The organism is Pedobacter terrae, from assembly GCF_036946585.1.
GTDB lineage: Bacteria > Bacteroidota > Bacteroidia > Sphingobacteriales > Sphingobacteriaceae > Pedobacter > Pedobacter terrae_C.
Window position 1 is genome coordinate 1 of the sequence record NZ_JAQIIV010000009.1, and the last position, 22909, is coordinate 22909.

Annotated in this window: 14 protein-coding genes; 1 reads left to right on the forward strand and 13 read right to left on the reverse strand. The window is 39.4% G+C overall.

Annotation, left to right across the window (positions count from 1 at the left end; all coding sequences use genetic code 11):
• Window positions 1-41 precede the first annotated feature (41 nt).
• The 3 genes from PGN18_RS13315 to PGN18_RS13325 are packed head-to-tail and all read right to left on the reverse strand — an operon-like array spanning window position 42 to window position 1255.
• Window positions 42-416 carry a Pycsar system effector family protein gene (locus tag PGN18_RS13315; RefSeq protein WP_335319997.1) on the reverse strand — a complete coding sequence of 125 codons (375 nt, stop codon included), beginning with the start codon at window positions 414-416 and terminating at the stop codon, window positions 42-44.
• The gene (locus PGN18_RS13320) at window positions 406-963 is read right to left on the reverse strand and encodes a hypothetical protein (protein WP_335319998.1); all 558 of its coding nucleotides are present in this window, start codon (window positions 961-963) and stop codon (window positions 406-408) included. The genes PGN18_RS13315 and PGN18_RS13320 overlap by 11 nt, the downstream gene beginning before the upstream one ends.
• The gene (locus tag PGN18_RS13325; protein ID WP_335319999.1) at window positions 911-1255 is read right to left on the reverse strand and encodes an HD domain-containing protein; all 345 of its coding nucleotides are present in this window, start codon (window positions 1253-1255) and stop codon (window positions 911-913) included. The genes PGN18_RS13320 and PGN18_RS13325 overlap by 53 nt, the downstream gene beginning before the upstream one ends.
• 437 nt (window positions 1256-1692) lie before the next feature.
• Between PGN18_RS13325 and PGN18_RS13330 the strand changes: the two genes are divergently transcribed.
• Window positions 1693-3882, forward strand: coding sequence for an alpha-galactosidase (locus PGN18_RS13330; RefSeq protein WP_335320000.1), 2190 nt, complete (start codon window positions 1693-1695; stop codon window positions 3880-3882).
• A 275-nt stretch (window positions 3883-4157) separates the two neighbouring features.
• On the opposite strand, the gene PGN18_RS13335 is transcribed toward PGN18_RS13330, so the two are convergent.
• The 10 genes from PGN18_RS13335 to PGN18_RS13380 form a co-directional block, all read right to left on the reverse strand.
• The gene (locus PGN18_RS13335) at window positions 4158-6440 is read right to left on the reverse strand and encodes a S9 family peptidase (RefSeq protein WP_335320001.1); all 2283 of its coding nucleotides are present in this window, start codon (window positions 6438-6440) and stop codon (window positions 4158-4160) included.
• A complete protein-coding gene (locus tag PGN18_RS13340; protein ID WP_335320002.1) occupies window positions 6421-7533 on the reverse strand; it encodes a thioredoxin family protein in 1113 nt (370 codons plus the stop codon). Before PGN18_RS13340 ends, PGN18_RS13335 begins: the two co-directional genes overlap by 20 nt.
• Window positions 7533-9869 (reverse strand): DUF5117 and DUF5118 domain-containing protein, encoded by a 2337-nt coding sequence (locus tag PGN18_RS13345; protein ID WP_335320003.1) that lies wholly within the window; start codon window positions 9867-9869, stop codon window positions 7533-7535. Before PGN18_RS13345 ends, PGN18_RS13340 begins: the two co-directional genes overlap by 1 nt.
• Before the next feature lie 128 nt (window positions 9870-9997).
• Window positions 9998-12463 carry a zinc-dependent metalloprotease gene (locus PGN18_RS13350; protein WP_335320004.1) on the reverse strand — a complete coding sequence of 822 codons (2466 nt, stop codon included), beginning with the start codon at window positions 12461-12463 and terminating at the stop codon, window positions 9998-10000.
• 55 nt (window positions 12464-12518) lie between these two features.
• Window positions 12519-13457 (reverse strand): putative zinc-binding metallopeptidase, encoded by a 939-nt coding sequence (locus PGN18_RS13355; protein WP_335320006.1) that lies wholly within the window; start codon window positions 13455-13457, stop codon window positions 12519-12521.
• Window positions 13458-13481: 24 nt separating this feature from the next.
• Window positions 13482-14996 (reverse strand): RagB/SusD family nutrient uptake outer membrane protein, encoded by a 1515-nt coding sequence (locus PGN18_RS13360; RefSeq protein WP_335320008.1) that lies wholly within the window; start codon window positions 14994-14996, stop codon window positions 13482-13484.
• 8 nt (window positions 14997-15004) lie between these two features.
• Window positions 15005-18709, reverse strand: coding sequence for a SusC/RagA family TonB-linked outer membrane protein (locus PGN18_RS13365; RefSeq protein ID WP_335320009.1), 3705 nt, complete (start codon window positions 18707-18709; stop codon window positions 15005-15007).
• A gap of 77 nt (window positions 18710-18786) precedes the next feature.
• Window positions 18787-19947 carry a FecR family protein gene (locus PGN18_RS13370; protein ID WP_335320010.1) on the reverse strand — a complete coding sequence of 387 codons (1161 nt, stop codon included), beginning with the start codon at window positions 19945-19947 and terminating at the stop codon, window positions 18787-18789.
• A 68-nt stretch (window positions 19948-20015) separates the two neighbouring features.
• Window positions 20016-20597: an RNA polymerase sigma factor gene (locus PGN18_RS13375; RefSeq protein ID WP_335320011.1), complete on the reverse strand. Its 582-nt coding sequence runs from the start codon at window positions 20595-20597 to the stop codon at window positions 20016-20018.
• A 416-nt stretch (window positions 20598-21013) separates the two neighbouring features.
• A complete protein-coding gene (locus tag PGN18_RS13380; protein ID WP_335320012.1) occupies window positions 21014-22891 on the reverse strand; it encodes a beta-L-arabinofuranosidase domain-containing protein in 1878 nt (625 codons plus the stop codon).
• Window positions 22892-22909 lie beyond the last annotated feature (18 nt).

Here is a 22909-nt window from a genome sequence, read left to right on the forward strand (position 1 = left end):
AAATCCCGATTAAAAAAAAGAGGTTTCTACTAGCTGCTCCATTACAGTTTACCGTAAGCTGCGTAAGCAATTACAAATGCCAATACGGCTGCAATTAAACCAAACATAAAAATATTATAGGCCAGGCGGATGAGTTTATACTTTCTGCCCAACACTACACCTTGCGAGTATACATCGGTGATCAATGTGCCGTATAAAAAATCTTTATCATTCATTACCTTAATCATCCCATCGGTATAACTAGGCAAACTCATTTTATAAAAGTTGCCAAAAAATAACAGGTTTACCTTTTTCTTATCCATATCTTCCTGCGTAAATTCTCCTGGTGGAATAGAGGGACGGGTGGATAAAATGGAAACAACAACACAAGTTAAACTCACCATCAATAAAATAATGTGGGAATAATCAGGTGCCATGATCTTCCAGACGCCTTAACAATAAACTCACGATTAAGGAAAGCATAATCGAATTTACGGTAATAAGAATGTGTGCCTTATTATCAGCCATATCACTCAACCTTTGGTTATTGGCCGATGTAATCCTGAACATTGTTTCAATTCCTTTATCTGGTCTGTTTTCTTTATCTTTTTTCTTTTTATCGGTAACAATAACTGGTGCAAAGTTTTTCGGTTCTTCGAGTTCGGTGTTGATTACTTCCTGTGCGGTTAATTTGCTTTTCAGTTTCTCAATGTTTTTTTGTTTCTGATCGCTTAACAACAAATTGGCATAATCGGTATGGTAATGATGCGATTCCAAAAACTGGATGTCTTTTTTGCGCCAGTCTGATTTGCTGATATCTTTTTTATAAATCCTCTCATTCTCTTTATGCATCAATTTTCCTTTCGAACGGAAATCGGCCTGTCCTAAATGGAACAGATCAGCATCACAAAGTATTTTATCAATTTGACTTTTAGGGTTTTGTGGGATCTTTGTAGCCAGTATTGCACGCTTTAACCTGATCACGAATCTCCTGGTTTACCTGATGCCTGGCTAAAAAATCATCTGCCAATACTGCTCCTTTTGCTTCGTGGTTTAACGCATCTTCAAAATATCCGGTATCGTGAAAATAGGCGGCCGCCATTACCGTAAAAAAATCCTGTTCGTTTAACTGATAGTGATTGGCTATCTGCTGCGCAGCATTAACTACTTCTTGCGTATGTTCCAGGTTGTGATAAACCAAACGTGGATCGCTATGGGTATGAAAGTAATCAACCACGTACTTTTCTACATCTTCCTGCAGTTTTTTATAATTCATGAGCGTATTTTGATTGTGATGATTGAATAGGACGAGGGAAATACATGTTCTTGAAAATATTAAAACTGAAAAACCTGGATATTATTTATAGCGTTAAAATTAAGTTATTTTTTAAAAACGATATAAATCTCCGTTCAACAATAATAATGCCCTGTTTATTTTACAACAAGATTAAGAAATGATTGATTAAAAAAATAATTTATGCATCATAACTATTCCCGTTAAAAAAAGATCATAATTGGATATAAATAGCAAATTCAGTGACATCAGAAAGCACTAAATTTCACCTGAACATAAAACAGGTGTATGTGCAGCAAACTTTAAGATCAGGCGCGGGGAGCCTTTTTACTGGTCCATATTTCCAGATAGTTTACCATAATTAGTTATCCTAATTTGAGCTGTAGCAAATGCGACCTAACTTTTTTCCAAAACAAATAATGAAAAGAAAGAATACTTATTTTTTTTTAATATCCATGGCTATAGGCCTAAATAGCTTCGCGCAAAAAACGATAGAAATTGCGACAAAAAACAATGTATTGATTTTAGAAACAGACCATGACAACACTTTGTTATCAACCTACCTAGGCAAAAAACTAAACAACGCGAGCGAATACCCAGGCATACAGGCATTAGATAAATATACACCTGGCTCTGATGATCTTTTAAACAAACGTGAAGCTTATATTGCCTCTGGCTCGCTCAATTTATTGGAACCGGCATTAACCGTAACCCATAGCGACGGGAACAAATCGACGGTATTAACATTTTTGGATGTAAAAACTGAACAGCTGGATCAGAATAGAAAATTGACCAGCATTATTCTTAAGGATCTAAAATACAATTTTCAGGTGACCTTAAAATACCTGGCTTATTTTAATGAAAACGTAATTGAGCAGTGGGCCGAAATCAGGCATCAGGAGAAGGGCACTGTAGTACTCAATAAATATGCTTCAGCAAATCTTACCCTGAGTGGAAAAAAATTCTTCCTTAAAAACCAATATAGCGGTGCTACACGCGAGATGCGCTCTGAAGAGCAGCAATTACTGCATGGTATAAAAACCATCGATTCGAAACTGGGAACCAGGACGAACCTGCTTCATTCTTCTTCATTTATGGTTTCGATAGATCAGCCTGCAACCGAAGATATGGGTGAAGTAATTGCCGGATCGCTGGCGTGGACGGGAAATTTTAAGCTGGATTTTGAAATTTTTGACGAGTACTATCTCCGGGTAACTGCCGGGATCAATAATTTTTCATCGAATTATACTTTAAAGGCTGGCGAAAATTTCGTTACCCCCCGCTTTATTTTTACTTACTCATCGGCAGGAAAAGGTTTAGCCAGCAGGAATTTGCATAATTGGGCCAGAAATTATCAGATCTTAGATGGCCAAGGCGAAAGATCTACCATTCTGAACAACTGGGAAACCACATATTTCGATTTTAATGATGAAAAACTAAATGAACTGACAAAAGATACCAAAAAATTAGGGGTTGATGTTTTTTTGTTGGATGATGGCTGGTTTGGCAATAAATATCCACGTAATAGCTCCAATGCTGGTTTGGGCGATTGGCAATATAATAGGCAGAAACTGAAGAATGGCATCAGTGCATTAGGTAAAGAGGCCACAGCCAGCGGGGTAAAATTTGGCATCTGGATAGAACCTGAAATGGTAAACCCTAAAAGTGAGCTGTATGAAAAGCATCCCGATTGGATTGTCAGACAACCTGAAAGAAAAGAATATTATATGCGTAACCAATTGGTGCTTGATTTAACTAACCGCCAGGTTCAGGATTTTATTTACAAAGTAGTAGATGATATTTTCAAGGAAGTACCGCAAGTTGCCTTCATTAAATGGGATTGTAATTCTCTCATATATAATGCCAACTCTCTTACGTTAAAAAACCAGGATCATTTTTATCTTGAATATATAAGGGGGCTAAACAGCGTATTGGAACGGATCAGAAAAAAATATCCTAAAATACCAATGATGCTTTGTGCCGGTGGTGGTTCGAGAGTTGATTATGCTGCATTGCAGTATTTCACTGAATTTTGGCCCAGTGATAATACCAATCCATACGACCGGATTTTTATTCAATGGGAATATTCATATTATTTCCCTTCTATCGCAATAGATAACCACATTACGGATATGGGTAAACAACAGATTAAATTTAAAACTGATGTGGCTATGATGGGGAAACTCGGTTATGATGTACGTGTAAATGAGTTAAGTAAAAATGATTTGCTTTTTAGTCAGAATGCCGTTAAAACCTATAATGGCCTTAAAGATATTATCTGGCATGGCCAGCAATACCGCCTGCAGGACCCATACGAAAATAAAATAGCTTCAATTGCTTATGTTAATGATTCAAAAGATCAAGCCATTGTTTTTAATTATTATGTGGCCACCCTATTCACAAACGGTGTGATATTACCGATTAAACTAAAAGGATTAGATCCCGCTAAAAGTTATAAAATAGAAGAAATTAATCTATACCCTGGCGTTAAATCGCCGATTGACTGCACTAAAGCTTACTCTGGCGACTTCTTGATGAAAGTAGGCTTTAATCCTGAAGCAAGTGTTTACAGAACCAGTGTGGTTTTAAAGATAGAGGCCGTTAAATAATTAAAAACATTTATAGAATAGATTACAACCTCAAAAAATCTTTCAAATAAATTGCTATTTAAAAATCCATCAGTGCCGTTGTTATCCAATAACGCCCGGATTTATTTTACAAGTAGGGGGGCGTGATTGTGCTTTACGATGGATTGCTTTCGTCATTTGCGGTCGTGACTTACCAGTAGTAAAATTATTATTTATTTAAGCTAAAATAAAAACGGAGCGGTCATCCAACCAGCTCCGCTCATCATTAACTAAAAATTAGCAACTTAATTGCTATATTACCTTCTATCATGTGAAATGTATTGTTCAATAAAATATTTTGCAAAATAAGCCCTCAATCGTTTCTCGAAATAAAGTTTTGCAGGTCCCTCATAATGGTGATCCTGCACAGGCAGTACCATTAAATCGAAATCTTTATCTGCTTTAACGAGGGCATCTACGAGTCTATATGTATTTGCAGGATTTACGTTGTCGTCCACTTCGCCGGTGACCAGCATCAAATGACCTTTTAATTTTTTGGCTAGATCTTCATTTAAGGGCATTTTATGATCTAATCCCTGATAAGTTTCGCCCCAGGTACGGTTGTAGATTCTATTGTCGTGGTTACCTGATGAGGCTACCCCTACTTTATAAAAATCAGGATATTTACACATCGCTGCAACCGTCATCATGCCACCTCCAGAATGTCCAAAAATACCTACCCTGTTTAGGTCCAGATAAGAAAAACGCGCTGCCAACTGCTCAATGGCATACTTATCGTCATCTATACCATTATCACGAAGGTTACCGTAGCCAAATTTGTAATATCCGGCATTGCGTATGGGGGATCCTCCTCTATGCCCAACTGCTACTACGACAAACCCCAATTGGGCCAATGCAGCATTATTGTATTTATCAAGCACAGTAAAATCGTTCCAAACAGTCTCGATCTGTGGGCCTGGATAAACCTGCGATATTACCGGATATTTTTTAGCCGGATCAAAATCGAATGGTTTCCAAATCAGGCCATACAAATCTGTCGTGTCATCTTTGGCTTTTACCTTAAAGGGCTCCGCATTTTTCCAACCATAAGCATACAGGTTACTTACATTTGGCTTTAATATTTCGGCTACCGGTTTCCCGTCAATTTTTCGCAATGTGGTTACAGGAGCCATGTCTATACGGGAGTAATTATCAATGAAATTTTTTCTATCTGGCGAAATATATACCTGATGGGTAGCATTTTCGGGGGTTAGCAAATGTTCATTTTTACCATTTAAAGCCACTTTATATAACATGGAATAATAAGGATTGATATTTCGCTCCTTACCATAACCATACAAATAAATATCACCCTTAGCAGTGTCAATTGCTGTGATTTTTCCGGCAGTAAAATTACCCCTGGTGATGGCGTTAAGTAAACGTCCGTCACCATCGTAACGGTAGTATTGGCCCCAACCCGTCCTATCACTCCACCAAATAATTTCTTTTCCGCCTTTGATGATGGCAACATTAAAAAAATTTTCGTTGATAAAAGGTTTACTGGTCTCGTGGATGATAGAACGTATGTTTCCAGTAGCTAGCTCAACGGCACAAAGTTCAATTTCGTCTCTACTGCGCTTACGCCTGATCACGTAAACCTCTTTTGTATTTCCCTGGGCCTCTAATATTTCCACCTGCTGATCTGGCCAACGTTTCAAGTCTATTTTTTTAAATGAACCGCTTTCGGCACTGCCAACATAAAGTTCATATTGTGCTACATCCTTATCGCCGGGTAATTCATATTTATAGGTAGATACCCTGGGCCTTGGCGTTACCGCCGAGCTGATTACCGATAGTGTACCTACTTTTCTGGTATCAACACGCAATGCATAAAAATATTTGGCACCTAACCATTTTGCATTGGAAGGATATGTTTTATCTGTAGTATAGGAGCCTTTTTCATCTACACAGAATGAAAAATACGGCTCGGCATCAAAACTCAACTGACGCTCTTTTTGCTTATCAGCAGTTGGTGCGATGTATAAGTTATGTGCTTTGGTGTAAAGTTCCCATTTACCATCGGAAGAAACACCAAAACCAGCTATTTTTTTAAGCGGCTCTTTAATCTGTTGCAAGGTTAGCTTTTTGGTTTCATAGCTATAGTTATAAGTTTTTGTACCGTATTTTACGAGTACGCTTTTCCCATCATCAGAAAAATTGGCCCAATACAGGATTTTCTTATCATCTACTGTTTCATTGGTGAGTACTTTTAACTGCCTGGTGATTGCAGGTTTATCAAAAAGTGCTTGTTTTTTTCCTGTTAACATATTCACGATATAATGCGTGCTTTTTTTGCTGGCAGTTACAACTGAATCGCTGGAAAAATTTATTTGTGCTGTAGTTAAACCGGTTTCATCGGCTACAAACCAAAAATAATTACTGTTTTTAATAAAAAAAGGAATCACTTTGGTTGTGCCAATTAGTTTAGCCAGATTTGGCGCATCAAACTTTTGTGCAGCTTTATAATTAGCTTGCTGTGCAAAAGTCGCTGTGCAGGAAAACAACCAAGCGCACCATAAACTAATTTGCTTTTGGCGCATATCTTTCTTTTAAAGAATTAAACTGTTTAACTAAGTAAGGATTGCTCGAACTTTTGGAAATTTCCTCAGAAAGCACTTCAATTTTTGGAAATTCGTAACCTTTGATTGTTCTAGCAAAAGTGTAATAATCAAAAAGAATATGACGGTTTTCTTCAGAGAAAGAAGCCAGGTGTTTGATAAATAAATCTGTAACGGTAGTAATATTCTTCTCTCCTGCTGCCATAGCGATGTCCATCATCACTAACAATTGCTTTTTATCTGGCATCTCCGTTTTTTTGATCTCAGATTTGTACATTTCGTATGTCGCTTTATCATAAGGTTTCACCTTTGCATAAAATCCATTAAGCGTCCAGGAAGCAATTTGCCTATACACAGATGATAATTTCTTGTCTACCGTATCTTTGGTATTCTTTGCGGCAAAATCTTTCCAGTGATCCGCTAAGTATTTAAAGTTAGGGCTAAATAAATCAGAAAGATACATGGTATATCTATTTTCTCCAAATAAGAACCAATTCTCCGGACTCGCTTTTTGTTCAGGAGTAAGCGTGGCCATAAATTCGGTATTGAGTAACTTAGCTTTTGAAATTTCCATCACTTTAATCTTATGCCTGATGTAATTTCTCATGAATTCAGGCGAACGATCTCCACTTTCATACACTGCATTCAACCTCGCCTCTTCACTTATTCCCAGCGCTTTTTTAGCGTTAGCTATAAAGTCTTTGGCCGACATGCCGCCCACAAATTTATTTCGGATTTTCCCTTCGGCATCCAATATCAGATAAGACGGGTAAGCTTCAACCGTAAACATTTTTTTTAGTACAGAGCCTTCTCCTTTTTCCATATCAACTTTAATGTTAACGAAATTTTTATTGTAAAAATCAGCAACACTATCTTGTGTAAATACACTGGCCTCCATCTGTTTGCAAGGGATGCACCAGGTGGTGAAACAATCTACAAAAACCAATTTATTTTCGCTTTTAGCCTTAGCCAAAGCTTCCCGAAAGGTCAAATGTTCAAAATTGATTTTTTTAGTTTGAGCTTTCGCGGTGATAACCAACGAAAGCAGCAATAAACCTATGATTAAATTTTTCATTATTTCGCGTTTAGTTCATTATCCATTAGCATCTTCATCAATTGAAAATGGTCTTTGCTTAATTGGTCGGTATGGGATTTGGCGAGGGCATCCATTCGTTTAGCTAAGGAAGTGGTGTAACTATTTAGTGCTACGCTTACTTCATTAAGCCCGGCACTTATTTTATTTTTCCCGTTTAAGGCCAGCAAACTTCTGATTAAGGTAGCCTGTATATTACGTTGATACCTAGTTAATGGTATTTTCGAGTCGAAATTCATGAATAGATAATGATCTATATTATCAAAGAGATCCTTGGTTCCAAAAACGCCTTGCTGTCCAGAATTTTCTGCCTCAATTAAGTTTTTAATTAAATCGGCATTGATTAAGTAATTAATCACCTTTACCGCTGTTTTGGTTACTAAAGTTTCGGTATTGGAGCCATCGGTAAACTGCGCCCTATCATTTCGGGTCCAGGCCGGTACCGCCTTCAATACGTTATGATACAAAAATTCAAAAGTGGCCTGCTGCCTGGCCTTCGCAACATAACGAAGAGGCACATCATTATACCCTTTCATAACCGTATAACGTTCCGCACCGCCAATATTCGGCAATACACTAGTCACATATTGGTCGTAAGCCATAATGAAATTCGCAGCCAGCAACATGTAGGTATCTGAGGTATCATCGTTCATCTTTGCAGCTATACCATTCAATTCAGGATAAAAATCCATCAATTTAGCAATGCCTTTTTGGGCAGCCTCAATATTTTGAGCAGATAGATCTTCAGCCTGTGCAAGTGGATTGCTTTTATCTTCGGCAGCGTAAAAAAGCGCCGGATCAATCTTGCCGTCCTTTAGGAAATTAGGTTTGATAGGTTTATCAGGATATTGTCTATAGGCCCAATTGATTGCAAAATGATCGTACGCGCCAATACTGGGAATAAACAACTTACTGTTAAATCCCCTGGTAGGCAACATTAGAAAATTAAAATTCAATTCATCCGTGATTGAGGATGTAAAACCATTCTTCAGCACCCATTGCGGACTGCTGATCTGCGCGATGCTGTAAGCAGCGCTACCAGCGTAATTGGGCAACATCCCTAATGCCTGTGCCATTGCCTGGCCTAGCTTAAACTTTAAGATATCAGCTCTTACTGCTGGCGAGTTGGCGTCTTTTTGTATACGTATGTCGTATTTGCCGCATTGTACAAAGTACTTTTGTAGCAAGTTGTCCACCACCAGGTCAGAGAAAGTAATCTTTGCTGTTTTAATCTCACCGGTACGTGGATCGTCGACTGTTTCTACCACGGGCTTAACTGCGACTCCTCCCCAAGAGATCACAATCGTTCCTTCTTCCATTAGCTGCTGCTTGGCTTGTGCTGGGAGTATGACTTTGATGACATCTTTGAATCCAGCAGTTTCGAAGCATTTATTCCAAGCTAATGCACTCTCCTTAAATGAATCGATCAAAAACTTCGGAACTGAAGGGTGGATATAAACAACTATAGGCCTTTCTGGTGCCACCAATTGACCAGATTGATACTTAGCCAAGTCATTAACACCAACTTTAACGTTCCATTTTCTAATGATGTTTACCTTTTTAGCCGCATACCCCTTTAATCCAAAATCGGTGAAAGATTTAGTACTAAATCCCATTCTACGATCGCTGATGCGAATCGGCATGGTCTGTGCTGAAAGCTCCTGAAATACTAAAGCAATCTGAAAGGTAAAAGCTTGATCAATAGGTTTACCATTGTAATCTCTAGCAGAGGAATTTTGAGATCTGTAAACGTTAAACAATACCCCTTTATTAATAGGTACTACTTCCTCTACAGCCGACCTTGATGGATCTGGATTGGCGATGAAGTTATAATTCTTAAACGAAAATAGGTCTCCGCCGTCGATCAATTGCCTTGTGACATCAATGATGTAAGACCCGGAGTCTTTGCCTAATGCCTCGATTTTAAAAGTGAAGCTAATAGGTTGCAATGTAGATCCTGTAAGTAGATTGGCCATAGATTCGTTGGTCACCGCTTGCTCACTGTAGTCGCTTTTAGTCACAAATAGGTTATCCGCATTGCCCTTGCTAAACTGCAGGATGCCTGACGATTTGGAAAGGTTTGAACTTCCATACCGAAGGTCTCCCACCACAAGGATATCTTTATTAAATTGTTGGGTATTGATTTGTAGATAGTACTTATCGTCTAGCTGATAAATTGGAAAGTATCCGGGAATAACTTTCATCTTGTCTTTAAAGAATTTATCAAAGCTCAACGGACTACCAGGTTTGTTGGTTTGGGCCATCAGCTGTGAACCAGTGACCCAAATCCAAAGGGCTATTGTGAATATTTTTTTCATCTATTTCTTTTTTTGTTTCGGCATAAAGCCACCAAGGTTTTGCGTTTTATGTGTAGTTGCACCGGTTTAGATCACTAAACCTATCCTACTCATCTCCACGTCAAGTAATGGTATTGATCATTTTGCTATTAACGACTGAAATTTATTTCGTTAATTTTTTTCCCCTGCCATTGTGAGATCATGTCTACAATAGCACTGAGGTGTTCTCTAGAGATTTTATCCGTTTTAATTTTAAGAGACGCCTTACAAGCTGCTGCGACTTTCTCAATTTGTTGTTTAAGCAGTATAGCGACATCATTTTCATAGCTCGCAGGATTATAAACAGCCGTTAAAAGCAGGTTCACATAACGTTGTTGTAACATCCTGCGGTATGCAGAAATGGATTCCAAACTATTTAAATCTGCAAAAAGCCCCCCATACATATCATCGAAAAATTCTTCAACCGTATAGCGTTGTTCTCCTACTATACGTTGATTTCTCCCAATAGCCGAAAATTTATAAAAAACCCTACCTAGAAAAGCCTCATAATCTGCTGATACTTCGCCAGAAAAAGTAAACCTGGTTTTATCTGTGATTCCTTTCGGAAAAAGCCATTTGGGCTCATTAAAATAATAGTCGCTGATAAAAGCCATTGCTTCTTTCTGTAAATTTCTACTCACCGGTAGGTAATTTGGTCTTTCCTCTTCGGTTAGTGCATTATCGGCGTACCTTCCGCCGAGATTTTTCAGTACATGGGCTAAGTATTCATTGTACCTGCTGGCTACGGCGCTATGCATTCGTTTCATCATCGTATAATTCTCGTCATCATTATCTTCGAGCCATACCGCTAAGTTCCTCATCATGATCTTTAAATTTTTGATGGCCAAGGTACCCGCTTTCATCGCGTTGCTTCCCATGTCTTCAGATTGAATTCTTGGATCGAAAAAATCTCCTTCCGGAAAGTATAGGAACCGGGGATCTTTACGCATTTGACTCACCCAAGGCTTCAGTACTTCTGCATCCTGTTCGGCATTTTGATGTTTTGGAAAAATTTTATAGCCCCACTCTATTGCAAAATTGTCATAAACGCCGATCTTTGGCAGCAGCTCTTCTGATTTGAAGCCATCTTCTGGCTGTGCCACATAGTTAAACCTTAGATAGTCCATAATCGATGCACCAAAACCATTTTTCGCAACGAAAGAACGGTTACGTACACTGTCTACGTCATAACTGTGGCTACCTGCAAAATCGTGTCGAAGCCCAAGGGTATGCCCTACCTCATGGGTGATCACCATTTGCGCCATTCTGCCCATCATGTCCTCTGCCAGCGGTAATTTTCGGGCTGCAGGATCATTTGCGGCACAATTGACAAAGTACCAACGTTGCAGTAGATCGGTAATGTTATGGAAAACGGCCACATGTGAACTGATGATCTGTCCCGAACGTGGATCAATCAGCATCGGTCCGTAAGCATTAGCGGTAGTGGACGGTTTATAAGAAATAACCGAATAGGCAGGATTATCTATAGAAAAATCGGGATTTTCATCCACAGTAGGCTCCATCTTAGCCACAATCGCATTTTTAAAACCGATCCGTTCAAAAGTCTTTTGCCAAGCATTTACCCCTGCAATAAAATAAGGGCGCAAATACGCTGGGGTATTTTTATCGATATAATAGACGATGGGAGATGCAGGCTCTACCAATTCGCCCTGATTAAATTTGTCAACATCTTGTGGCCTGGGCTCGATTTTCCAGCGCGTTGCATAGTTCCTGTCCTCAACCTTAGTAGGATTTTGCGAGTAATCTTTAATAGCGCGTGCAAAATACCCCACTCGCTTATCTGCAAAACGTAAGCGCATAGGCTTTGCCGGTAGCAAATACCAACTGGCGCCCACTTCCCAGGATGTAGGTCCGGTCATCTGTTGTACATTCCCTTGGTCTGGACGCTCGGCTGGAGCGCTCGTTGCATTTGGTTTAGGTGCCACTACACCGGCCCCATATGCCCTAATGGAACGAAAAACTAAACTGTTAGCAAAACCAGCTACGCCTGTAGTACGAGATAGGTTGCTTTGATAGGGTCCCAGAGATAACTCATCCTTGGCACCGCTAAGTGATAAGAAGGGCATATCACTGTTCAGCGTATTGGTAATGTCGATCAATACCGCTTTGGCATCCTTCGCCACTGGACTAAAAGCTACGATAATTGACGCCAATTTGTTTTTCAAGGTAGCCTCATAAGCACTCTGCTTGATTGGTTCAATATAGAACAGAGCTTGCTCCATGTTTAGCGTTTCTTTAAATCCTTTGTTGAATTTGAAAACCGCTTCATGGACGACATCGCCGGCAAAGCCAAAACGCTTTGAGGGATCTCGCGATACCTGTGCAGAACCTTTGTCAATGACAATCATGGCCAAAATATCCCGGTTGAGTAGAGAATCGGGAACTTCCAGATAATATTTGTCGTCTTGCAGATATACGTTAAATACACCCGTGTATTTAGACGCATTGGGTTTAACAAATTTTTGTATCGACGGAAGTTCTGGTGTTGTCTGCGCAACCAGCGATGCGCTTACACAGAGCTGTCCGATCAGCAACAACTTTTTAAGTAGTTTCATTTGTGTGTTATTAAAGTATTGCCTATATACTTAATTAATAGTTAATTTAATCCGTTTAGAGGCCTCTAGTAGCATTACCAACAAGCTGTAAGTCTACACCATACTCATTGATAAAATAATTTCTAACCATATTATATCTTCTCTTAATTTGACCTGAAGGATCCTTTGTGGTATTAAGAATACCAGCTGCTGTTTGATCGGTTATCGCTACCGAGGCATTTAGCTGTGGTGCGGAATAGGTGACCATAGCTGTAATAAAAGCATTCCAGTCGGACTGAGCAGTAATATTTGAATATCCAATAATAATGCCTTTACCATAAGCCTGAGCATAAGTAGTCATCGCAGTATTGTAATCTGCACTATTCGCAAACTCTGCGGTAGGTGCATTCAAACCTCGTGCATAAATGCTTTGCATGAAAATAAGATTTACCTTATAGATAAATAGCCTTTGTTCAGCAGCCGTCATCGAATTTACTGTTGCGTCACCATAATTCACCTGAATATTATCATAATTATAAAACGCTGCTACCTTTTTTGTTCCTTTCACAGCAGTGAATGTTGGTGTAAAAACGTAATTGGTAAATACAGAATCAACTTTCTTACAAAGCATGATCTTCGCCGGCAAGAACTTCTTCAGAAACTTATCTGTGTAAAACCCAAACCATTTGTTTTTGATCAAATTGAGCTGCGCATTAATATATGCGGAATCAGAAGCTTCTACTTCAGCGCCAGTTGTCCAAGTTCCATTTGGTAACGTTGGCTTTTTCCAACCTGTAGGCGTCCAATAAACATCTTTTTCCGTAAATTTATATAACATGTAGGTACCGTACTTATTATAGTAATCTACAATGGTGTTGTCATAATCGTTATTTCCTTGAGGAACTTTATAAGTTTCATCAGAGCCAGAAGGCGTTAATACCTCCACAGACTTTTTACATGCCATAATGGTTAGTAAAGCACTGAGAACGAAAAGGCCTGTAATATGTCGTTTCATCTTATTCAGATTTTAAGTAAAAAATTATCTTGGATTTTGTTCCAGGTTGGGATTGTTAGTTATGGCTTTGAATGGAATCGGCAAAGCGTAGAGCGGGCTATTTGCGGGAAGTGTATAAGTTGTAGCCTGTCCATCAGAAGCTATATAATTATGCACCACTGGCAGCGCCCATCGTCGAATATCCTGCCATCTAAAATTATCTTCCAAGGCCAATTCTCGTCTGCGCTCCTGCTGATAAAAAGTAAATAATGCATTTGCATCCGTTATGTTCACAGGTATATAAGCTGTATTTCGAGTATCATAACGATTACTTCTTAGATAATTCAGATCAGCTAGTGCTTGTGTACGATCTGCAACATTACCGGTTTTCATAAATCGCTTGATTAAAGCTTCAGCTCTGTTCAGGTACACCTCTGATAAACGGAAACCCTTAGAGCCTGAACCTTGCGCATTCGCGCTAGATTTTGCACTACTATAAGGAAAAGTGCCGGAGTTGGTGTATTTAGTGAAATACATCTGATATCTTAAGTCGCCATAATTAGAAGTGTTTGGCCCCTGTTCATAAGTAGAGGTAAGATTTCCGGAAACGGCAAATGGCGGTACCGCTCCTGCAGTAAGTGAAGCAAAGTAAGTAAAATCGGTTCTTGAGTTACCGCCATGTGTCCATAGCACTTCTGCGTTGGCACCGTCATATATCCCAGTACCAGAAATTGCATTCGATGACGTAAAGAATGTGGTTAATGGTGTCAATATACTGCGTTCTTCAAAGGTTTTATTAGCATAGGTAATTACTTTATCAACATCGGCATCCAATCCCCTTAACAGGTAAAACCTTGTTAAACAAGCATAAGCAGCCGCTACGCCTACCCTAAAATTACTGGTTTGCGTATAGTTTATTTTCAATAGTTCCGCTGCCTTGAGGAGGTCGGCTTCAATTTGATCGTAGGTTTGTTTTAGCGTTGGGCGTTTAATCCCCCCATCTCTTACTTGACTTGATAAAATAAGCGGCACGCCCAAACTAGTCTCAGGATTCACTCCAGTAGAGGTGTATGGTTGGCTATATAGCAATACTAATCTCAAATGGTAATATGCACGGAGAAATAAACATTGACCTAATATTGCATTCTTAGATTGTTCAGATCCTGATACTTGGCCTAGGTTATCCATCACTACATTGCATCCTTTTATTTTCGAGTAATAGTTTTCATAAAGATTAGCCGTTTTTGGAATTACACTATTGGCATCGAACATTTCCGGATTGAAAGTAAACTGGGGCGTTCCGTTCTGCATCGCTGTTACATAAGCAGCTACAGGGCTTCCAGCCGAGGTAGACAATCCATTGCTTTGAACATCATCAGTAAGTAAATCTAGGTTATCAAAGGATACACTATATGGATAGGCTTCACTATACATAATGGCGGCCAGATCATCTGTTGTTGATGGCCTCATTTCATCTTGACTGTACTCTGCCAGAAACTTTTTGCAACCTCCTAATATTACAATCAGCAATAAAAGGGAAAATATCTTGAAAATTTTCATATGTCTCATTATAAACTTAAGTTGATGTTAAGGGTGTAAGTTCTTGTCCTTGGCTGTTGACCAGTTGCCACTTCAGGATCCAATCCTTTGAAATCTTTACTATTGATTGCGAAGACATTATTTACACCAGCACCGACATTCACATTTTTTGCTTTCAGACGCTTAAGAATCGACTCTGGCAAGGTATAACTCAATGATAAATTGTTGCAACGTAATGCCGAGGCGCTAACTAAACGCTCAGTGCTGTAATTATACATATCAAAAGGAGTTGGATTGACCCCACCCATGCCAGCGCGTCCAGGTAATATCACAGTTGGAACTGCACTATCTGGAAGACCTGGGATGCTAGCTCCTGTGTTGGAAAGGGTCCAACGATCTAGCAATTCCCTAGTTAAGTTTTGATACTCGGTGGGAAGGTTTTTACTAAGATTGTAAAGCGGGGCCAGGAACCTTTTACCCCCCACTTGCAAGTAAAAGCTAGTACTTAAAGTCAGCATTTTATACCTAAAATTCATGCCTAAGCCAGAAGTAAAGTCTGGGTCTAATTTACCAGCATAAACCATGTACGATGTAGGATCCTTTGGATCTGCCCCTTCGGCAACAGATGTATCAAACTCTGGATATCCATTGCTGGGATTGATTCCAGTAAAACGGAAAGCGTAAAATGCCGACGTAGGTTGGCCAACTACGTTAAGTGTACCACTCACCGCTGTTAACCAATTGACTAATTGCGGACTAACCTTTGTGATTTTATTGAAATTCTTTGCTGTATTGATACTAGCGCTCCAAGTAAAGTTTTTCGTACGTACTGGTACAAAACTCGCGGTAACTTCATAGCCGTCGTTTTGCATAGCACCACCGTTCACCAACATATTGGTTACACCGTATTCAACTGGTACTGTCAGACTTGTGATCAACTCCCTACCTCGCTTACTATAGTACTGAAATGATCCAGAAATCTTACTTTTGAACAGACTGAAATCAAGCGCCAAATTCATACTCGAATTTTGCTCCCAACGCAAATCCCCATAAGGTAGATTACTTATCGTTAATAAGTTATCTCCAGTATTGGCTTCTACACTACTAGCTAATGCACCCGTAGGGATTTTAACAATTAAATCAGGGCTCACATTAGCAGCTACATTTCTTTGATAACCGAAAGTACCGCTTACACTCAAATTAGATAACCAATTAGATCGATCAAACCATTTTTCGTTGGCCATGTTCCATCTCACTCCACCTGCCCAAACCGGATTAAATTTCTCTTTTGTAAACTGCCCAAATCTATTGGAACGGTCATTGCGGACACTGAAGTTCATCACATAACGGCTATCATAGCTGTAGCTAGTGGTTAAGTAAACCCCCATCGTGTTGGCAAGCCGATCGGTTATTTTAGGTGTAAATCGATTTGTAAAATCACTGATGGAAGTAGCATTACCTGCTTGTATGGTAGTTGTAGGTAAAGTGGCAAATGAACGCCCACGATCTCTTAAATAACCCAAAGTGGTATTAGTATAACCCACATATTTGGTGCTACTGAGTTCTTGCCCCAACATTGCAGATATCGAATGCTTGCCACCAAACAATTTAACATAAGAAATGCTATTCCTCCAATTCCATACATCGCTATTTGCCTGATTTACATTGTACTCACCCCCAACAGGTAACTTACTTTGTTTATATCCTGCCTCATTAGGTTTGAATTGACCATAATTATTGTATCGATATTCGCGTGCAATGTACTCACTTCTTTCCGTTGCATAAGACTCACCTATTGTGGACGTAGCATTGTAACTGAATAAACTTTGCAACGTTAAACCGTTAATGATCTTATAGTTTAGATTTACACTCGCATTTGCGGAAAGAACTTTATTTGAGTTACCGGTATTTTCACGCTCGTTGATCATATTGAAAAGATAACCTGAAGCATTCGGGTAGAAGTTCAGACTACCATCCACGTTATATGCTCTTATAGCCCTATTGGTATTTTTAGCGTAATTATAAGTATCTATAATATAAAATCCATTTGTGGCGTTTTTAGAGGCCGATAATCTTCCATCGATACTGAACTTTGGCGATAATTGCGCACTCATTGAAAAATTACCGGTAATTCCAGTGGCATCGTTGCCTATTGCGGTTCCAACGGATTTATTGTAACCTAGTGAGCTGTAATAACGCGTGTTAGTATTACCTCCTGAAATGCTAAATGTATGACTGCTACTAAACGGAACTCTGTAAAGCAGATCAAACCAGTCTGTATTTGCAGTTTCCAAATCAGCAACGCGTGCATTGAATTCATCAGCGCTGATTGTTTTTTTGTACAGGTAGTCATTCAAGGCGCCGGCATAACCAATGCTATTGTTTACAAAAGTAGAAGTTAATCCGTTAGTGAAGATATCTCGCGATACTGCAACTCTTTCCTTAGAGTTCATCAAGTTAAGTTTATTGGCAGTTACTTTTTCTGTTACACTTAGGTTGGTAGAATAGTTGATTGCCATCGGCCCTACTTTACCTTTTTTAGTAGTAATCACGATCACACCATTTCCTGCTCTGATGCCGTATATTGCGGTTGCTGATGCATCCTTTAGTACGGTAATGTCTTCTATATCCATTGGATTTAACCACCGTATGGAATTACCTACATAATTTCTAATCACATCAAAATTATCAGACGTGATGTCGCCTACATTATTTAATTCCTGAGCCTTGAACGGAAGTGGTTCTTCCTGAATTACACCGTCTACCACCCAAATTGGTTCCTGAGAACCGGATAAGGTTGAAGTTCCCCTTACACGAACTGATTGTTTTGTTCCGGTTAACCCACTTGTATTGGTTACCACCAATCCTGCAATTTTCCCTTGAAGTGCCTGCTCAATCGTATTTACACCGTTTAAATACAAATCTTTGGCATTAATAGAAGCTGTGGAACCTACTACATCAGATTTTTTCAAGGTCTGATAACCCGTAACCACCATTTCTTCCATTTCTTTAGCAGCCGTTGCAAGTGTTACATCTACCACAGATTGGTTGTTGCCTACAGCTACCTGCTTAGTTTCCATGCCGACAAATGAGAAGGTTAAAGTGGCTGTTTCCTGGCCAGCGACATCAATCCTATACCTGCCTTCCTTATCGGTAGCGGTTCTTACATTGAGTTCTTTTGAAAATACGGTTACGCCTGGGAGTGAGCGATTGTCAGTATCAGTAACCCTGCCTGTAATTAAACGGTATTTACCACCTGGTTTTGATACTGCAGCTCCAATTTCCTGAGTGGGTTTGGATTTAACAATAATGGTTTTATTTTTAATGGAATAACTTAGCGGCTGATCTTTAAAACACGCTGCGAGTGCACTCTCCAATGATACATTTTTTACATTTATGGTTACCGGTGTACTTTCACTGATATGACTGGAAGTGTACACGAAATCGTATCCCGTCTGTTTTCTGATCTCTTTAAAAACATCAACAATTTTTACATTGCTTTTTGATAGGGTAACAGTTTGTGCTTTACTGTTACCTAACTGAAAGGCAAAAATGGTAAACAAAAGTATGGCTACTTTTGCTATAAAGCCCATATTTTGCCCGGAACGATTGGCGCGAGGCTTATCGTCCATTGAAATGGATTTTTTCATACATTTGAATAGAATATCACTTGCGGGCGCAATGGTATCCTGGTTAGTTTGGTTGTTTTGGTTTAGTTGAAAATCATTCTTCATTTATACCGCTCCAAATTTACTGCCGGGGGTGCTTCATCTCACCTCCGGTTCTTTTTGGAACGTAGTGACGTAAAATTTTAAGGCATTACGATTACCCTCCTTCCTTCTACTTTAAAATGTACCCCACCTGTTTCTTCAAGCGATGAAAGCACATCCTTTAAAGGTTTATTTCTGGAAATCGCCCCACCAAAGCTTTCCTTTGTAACCGGACCATTATAAACCACTTCGATGTTATACCATCGGGCAATATCCTGCATAATGCGTTCAATTCCTTCGTTGCTGAACTGAAAGATTCCGTTCTTCCAGGCAATAACATCTTCTACATCAACTTTATTTACATTAATAAGCCCATTAACAACTGTAGCTTGCTCGCCGGGAATTATTTTTTTCTCGGAATTACCATTCACCACTTTTACGCTGCCCTCCAGCAAAGTTGTCCTAATTGATGGTTCAGTACTATAAGCCCTTACGTTAAAATGCGTCCCTAATACCTCGATCGCTTTATTATCAACCGTGATGATAAAAGGTTTTCTTTTTTGAACACCATTAACTGATGTGCTTACTTTTGCCACTTCAAAATAAGCCTCGCCCTGTAATTTTAAACGCCGCTCGAAACTGGATGAAAAGTTTGCAGCCAGCATAATGCTGCTTGAAGCATTCAACCAAACCTTTGTACCATCAGGGAGTTCTACCTGGTAAGTACCACCGTTTGGTGTTTTAATCTCCATCTCTTTGCTTACAACACTCGTTTTTTCTAAAGCAATATCACTTCCGTCTATATATTCCAGATCAGCAGAATTGATTTTCAAGCCTAATTTATTGTTACTTAACTGCAAAATCTTTCCGTTCGATAGTTTTAACGTAGCTGTATTTGTTCCAGGTAAAATCTCCGTTTTGGTTTTATTGGTTGAAGTGAGCAAACTCATCCAACCCGATTGATAAGCAAAAAAACCAAAAGCGAAGACCAATATGGCTGCCGCACTTGTAAACCAGAGGGGAAAAAGTTTAGCTGTTAAAGGCCTCATTTTCTCTTCTTTAATCCCAGCACTTATTTTGGAATAAAGACTTTTCTCCAACTCATCAAATCCAGTATAGTTGGTTTCCCGAAGATCGAGTTCTTCATCATTAAAAGAGGCATACCATTGCTCGTAAAAGGCTTTTTCTTCTGGCGTAGCTGTTCCTTTTTGCCACTTGTAGGCAATTTCCGGTATGGAGTAGTTTTTATAGCGTTGATCCAATTGTTTGTTGATTTAACATATAGTCACATCAACAAGGCCTAACCCTATATTAAATTTAAAATAAATTTTTATTTGGAAAGGAGATACAAAATTAATGGCAATCCCGCGCCTAATTTACCCCTCAAAATTTTTAGTGCCCTGGTAATGTGTGCTTCGACTGTTTTTTCAGATACGTCTAATTCTTCAGCGATTGCTGCATTTGACATATACTCTTCCCTGCTCATTTTAAAAATCAAACGGCATTTAAGCGGAAGCTCATTGATATGTTTATCTAATTCCTGTCGGAGTTCGCGTTCAGAAAACCATAACTCCGTAGTGTCAATCCCCTGTTCTGCAATGTCATCCAGCGAGTTTCCTTTTTCCGCAAAAGAATATCCCCTGCTTTGTTTGTTAATCACCTGGTATTTGGTGGCGGCACTTAAATAAGTACGCAGGCTATACTGGATCTGCAGATTGGAACGCCGTTTCCAAAGGCTTAAAAATACTTCCTGTACAACTTCTTCGGCTTCGGCCTGGTTAGCCAAACGATGGTAGGCTACAGCAAATACCTTATCCCAAAACCTGCGGTAAATTTCCGTAAAAGCACCTTGATCGCCATGTTGCATATGGAAAATTAGCTGGACATCCGAAAAAGATTCATAGCTATTCATGGCTTTAGGGAAAGTTTAAGCAAATTAACTTATAAAACATCAAAAACCAACATACACAGCCATAATTTCGCCAAAAGTGTTATTAATGATGAGAGAAAAGCTTGTTTACTGTAAATGTGCAACTTTATATATACGAACCAACGCTCACTTTGTATTTACTGCAATGTAGAAATTACATGTTTATGTCCAAACGTAACTGATTATATCATATGGAGGCGACTGCCCTGATATTTTTTTATTTTCTAAATACCTGATTAATATTTTCAGTAAGTATATGCTTTTTATAGTTTCCGGGCCAGGCGCCGCGTCATGCTGATGAGATCGATTATGATTTATATCATTGTAAAAGAGCAAAGATGTTTTGGAATTAAACCACTCCCTCCAATACGATTAAAGAAGGTAGTGATTTTGAAAGATCAATAATTCCGTAAAGTTGCATATACCCCATATGATTGATTACTGATCTCATAAAGTGCGCGCATCGTAAAGGTATTATTGGCATTGCGGAGTTTAAAAATACCTTTTCCTTCGTTATTCAGGCTCTTCAGAATTTCCTGTTTAGACCCTTTTAAAACAAATTCTGCGTCAGTTTCTGCAGCCAGCAGGTTTGGACCGTAAAAAATGGCAAATACATTTTCGTTATCAGGCATGTCTTTAAGGTGGAAACGGTAGTGAAAAACCAACTTAATTTTGTCTCCTGGTTTCCAAGTACGGTTTAAGGACAAGTAAGTACCAGCACCCGGGCCATCCGATTCACGCTTTCCATTGATATAAACCTCGGTTCCCTCAGACCAGCTCGGGATCAGAAAATTTAATTTTAAAGCTTTTGTTTTAGCAGATTTTACGGTGAATGTAACCGCAGAATCGCCAGGAAAGCTACCTTCCTGCTGAAGTGCAATTTTTTGTTCTTTCCAGTTTAAGGTAGACGGTACATACAGGTTGATCCATACAGACACAGCGTCATGATAATAAATTCCCTTATTTAGCGATGCAAAAGCTTCAACTGAAGTTCCGTTACAGCACCTGAAATCATCATCTTTTAAAAATTTCTTTTCTCTTGGCGAACCGAGCGGCAAGTGGTACACCACCGCGCCGGTACTCCCATTTTGTAATGCCATTACCGAGTTATAGAACGTATTCATATACGTTTCGGCATAAGCAGGTTGTTGATCCTGACAGAACAGGTAACTGGTTAGTTTTTGGCTGTTGTGAGAAACACACGATTCGGCAATTTCTTTAGTCATGGTATTGCTTAGATGATCCGGAACGCCCCAGTGTTCTGCCGTAAGTGATGTTGGGCTGGTTACATTTGGCCGTGGACCGCTGCTAGAGCCATTGGCATAGGCATGATGTTGCATCAGCATATTCCAAAAATTCGTTGCCGCAGCCAGATAAGCACTTTCACCAGTAGTAACCGCACGCTGTGCAAAACCATTTACCAAAACCAGATGCGTATTGGAATGCAGCCCCGAAAGGATATCTTGATTTTCGGCCAACGGACGAAAGAACCAATCCCTATCAAATAGTTTAGCCAGCGCCAGGTGTTCAGGCTTATGGGAAACTTGATAAAGGTTATACATCACCTCATTCATTGGGCCTACCTCATTGCTTGGGTTAGCACCAACCGTATATAATATTTTTTCAATGCTTTGCGCATCTAGCTTAGCCATTCTGTTCTGCACATAACTGGCCATTAAATTAACCATGGTATAAGCCTTTTGGTTACCCGTAAGCGTGTAAACATCTAAAAGCCCCTGCATAATTTTATGGTAGGTATAGTATGGTGCCCATACATTTCCGAATGTTTTTTCGAGGGTATCAAAATCACGTTCCGGAAAAGCACTCAGGTAACCTTTACCTAAAGCCTGCTGACATTTATACAACTCATCAACCATATAAAGCAGCCTTTGGCGCAATAAAGGATTTTGATACTGCTCTACCAAAAGCGAAACTGCCGAGAGGTAATGACCGGTAAAATGACCACGGAGACCAATGTCTGGCGCCTCCCATCCGCCCAAAGGTTTTGCCTTAGAAGGCAGGCCGGCGTTGATTCTAAAATTATGCAATAAGCGATCGGGATCAAGTGTTAAAAGATAGCTAGTGTTTAATTCTTCCCGGCTTTTTACCCAAGAAGGATCCAACCGTACATCATTAGCCGGAAAGGCAGATACACTTAGCGAGTGCTGAACAGTTTGTGCGTGGATATCTTGTGGTTGAAATAACCAAACCATCGAAAAAACAACTATGCCTGAACTGATTTGACCTAAAACTCTTCTATTGAACTTAGTTAACATCTTGTAACTTACTAATTG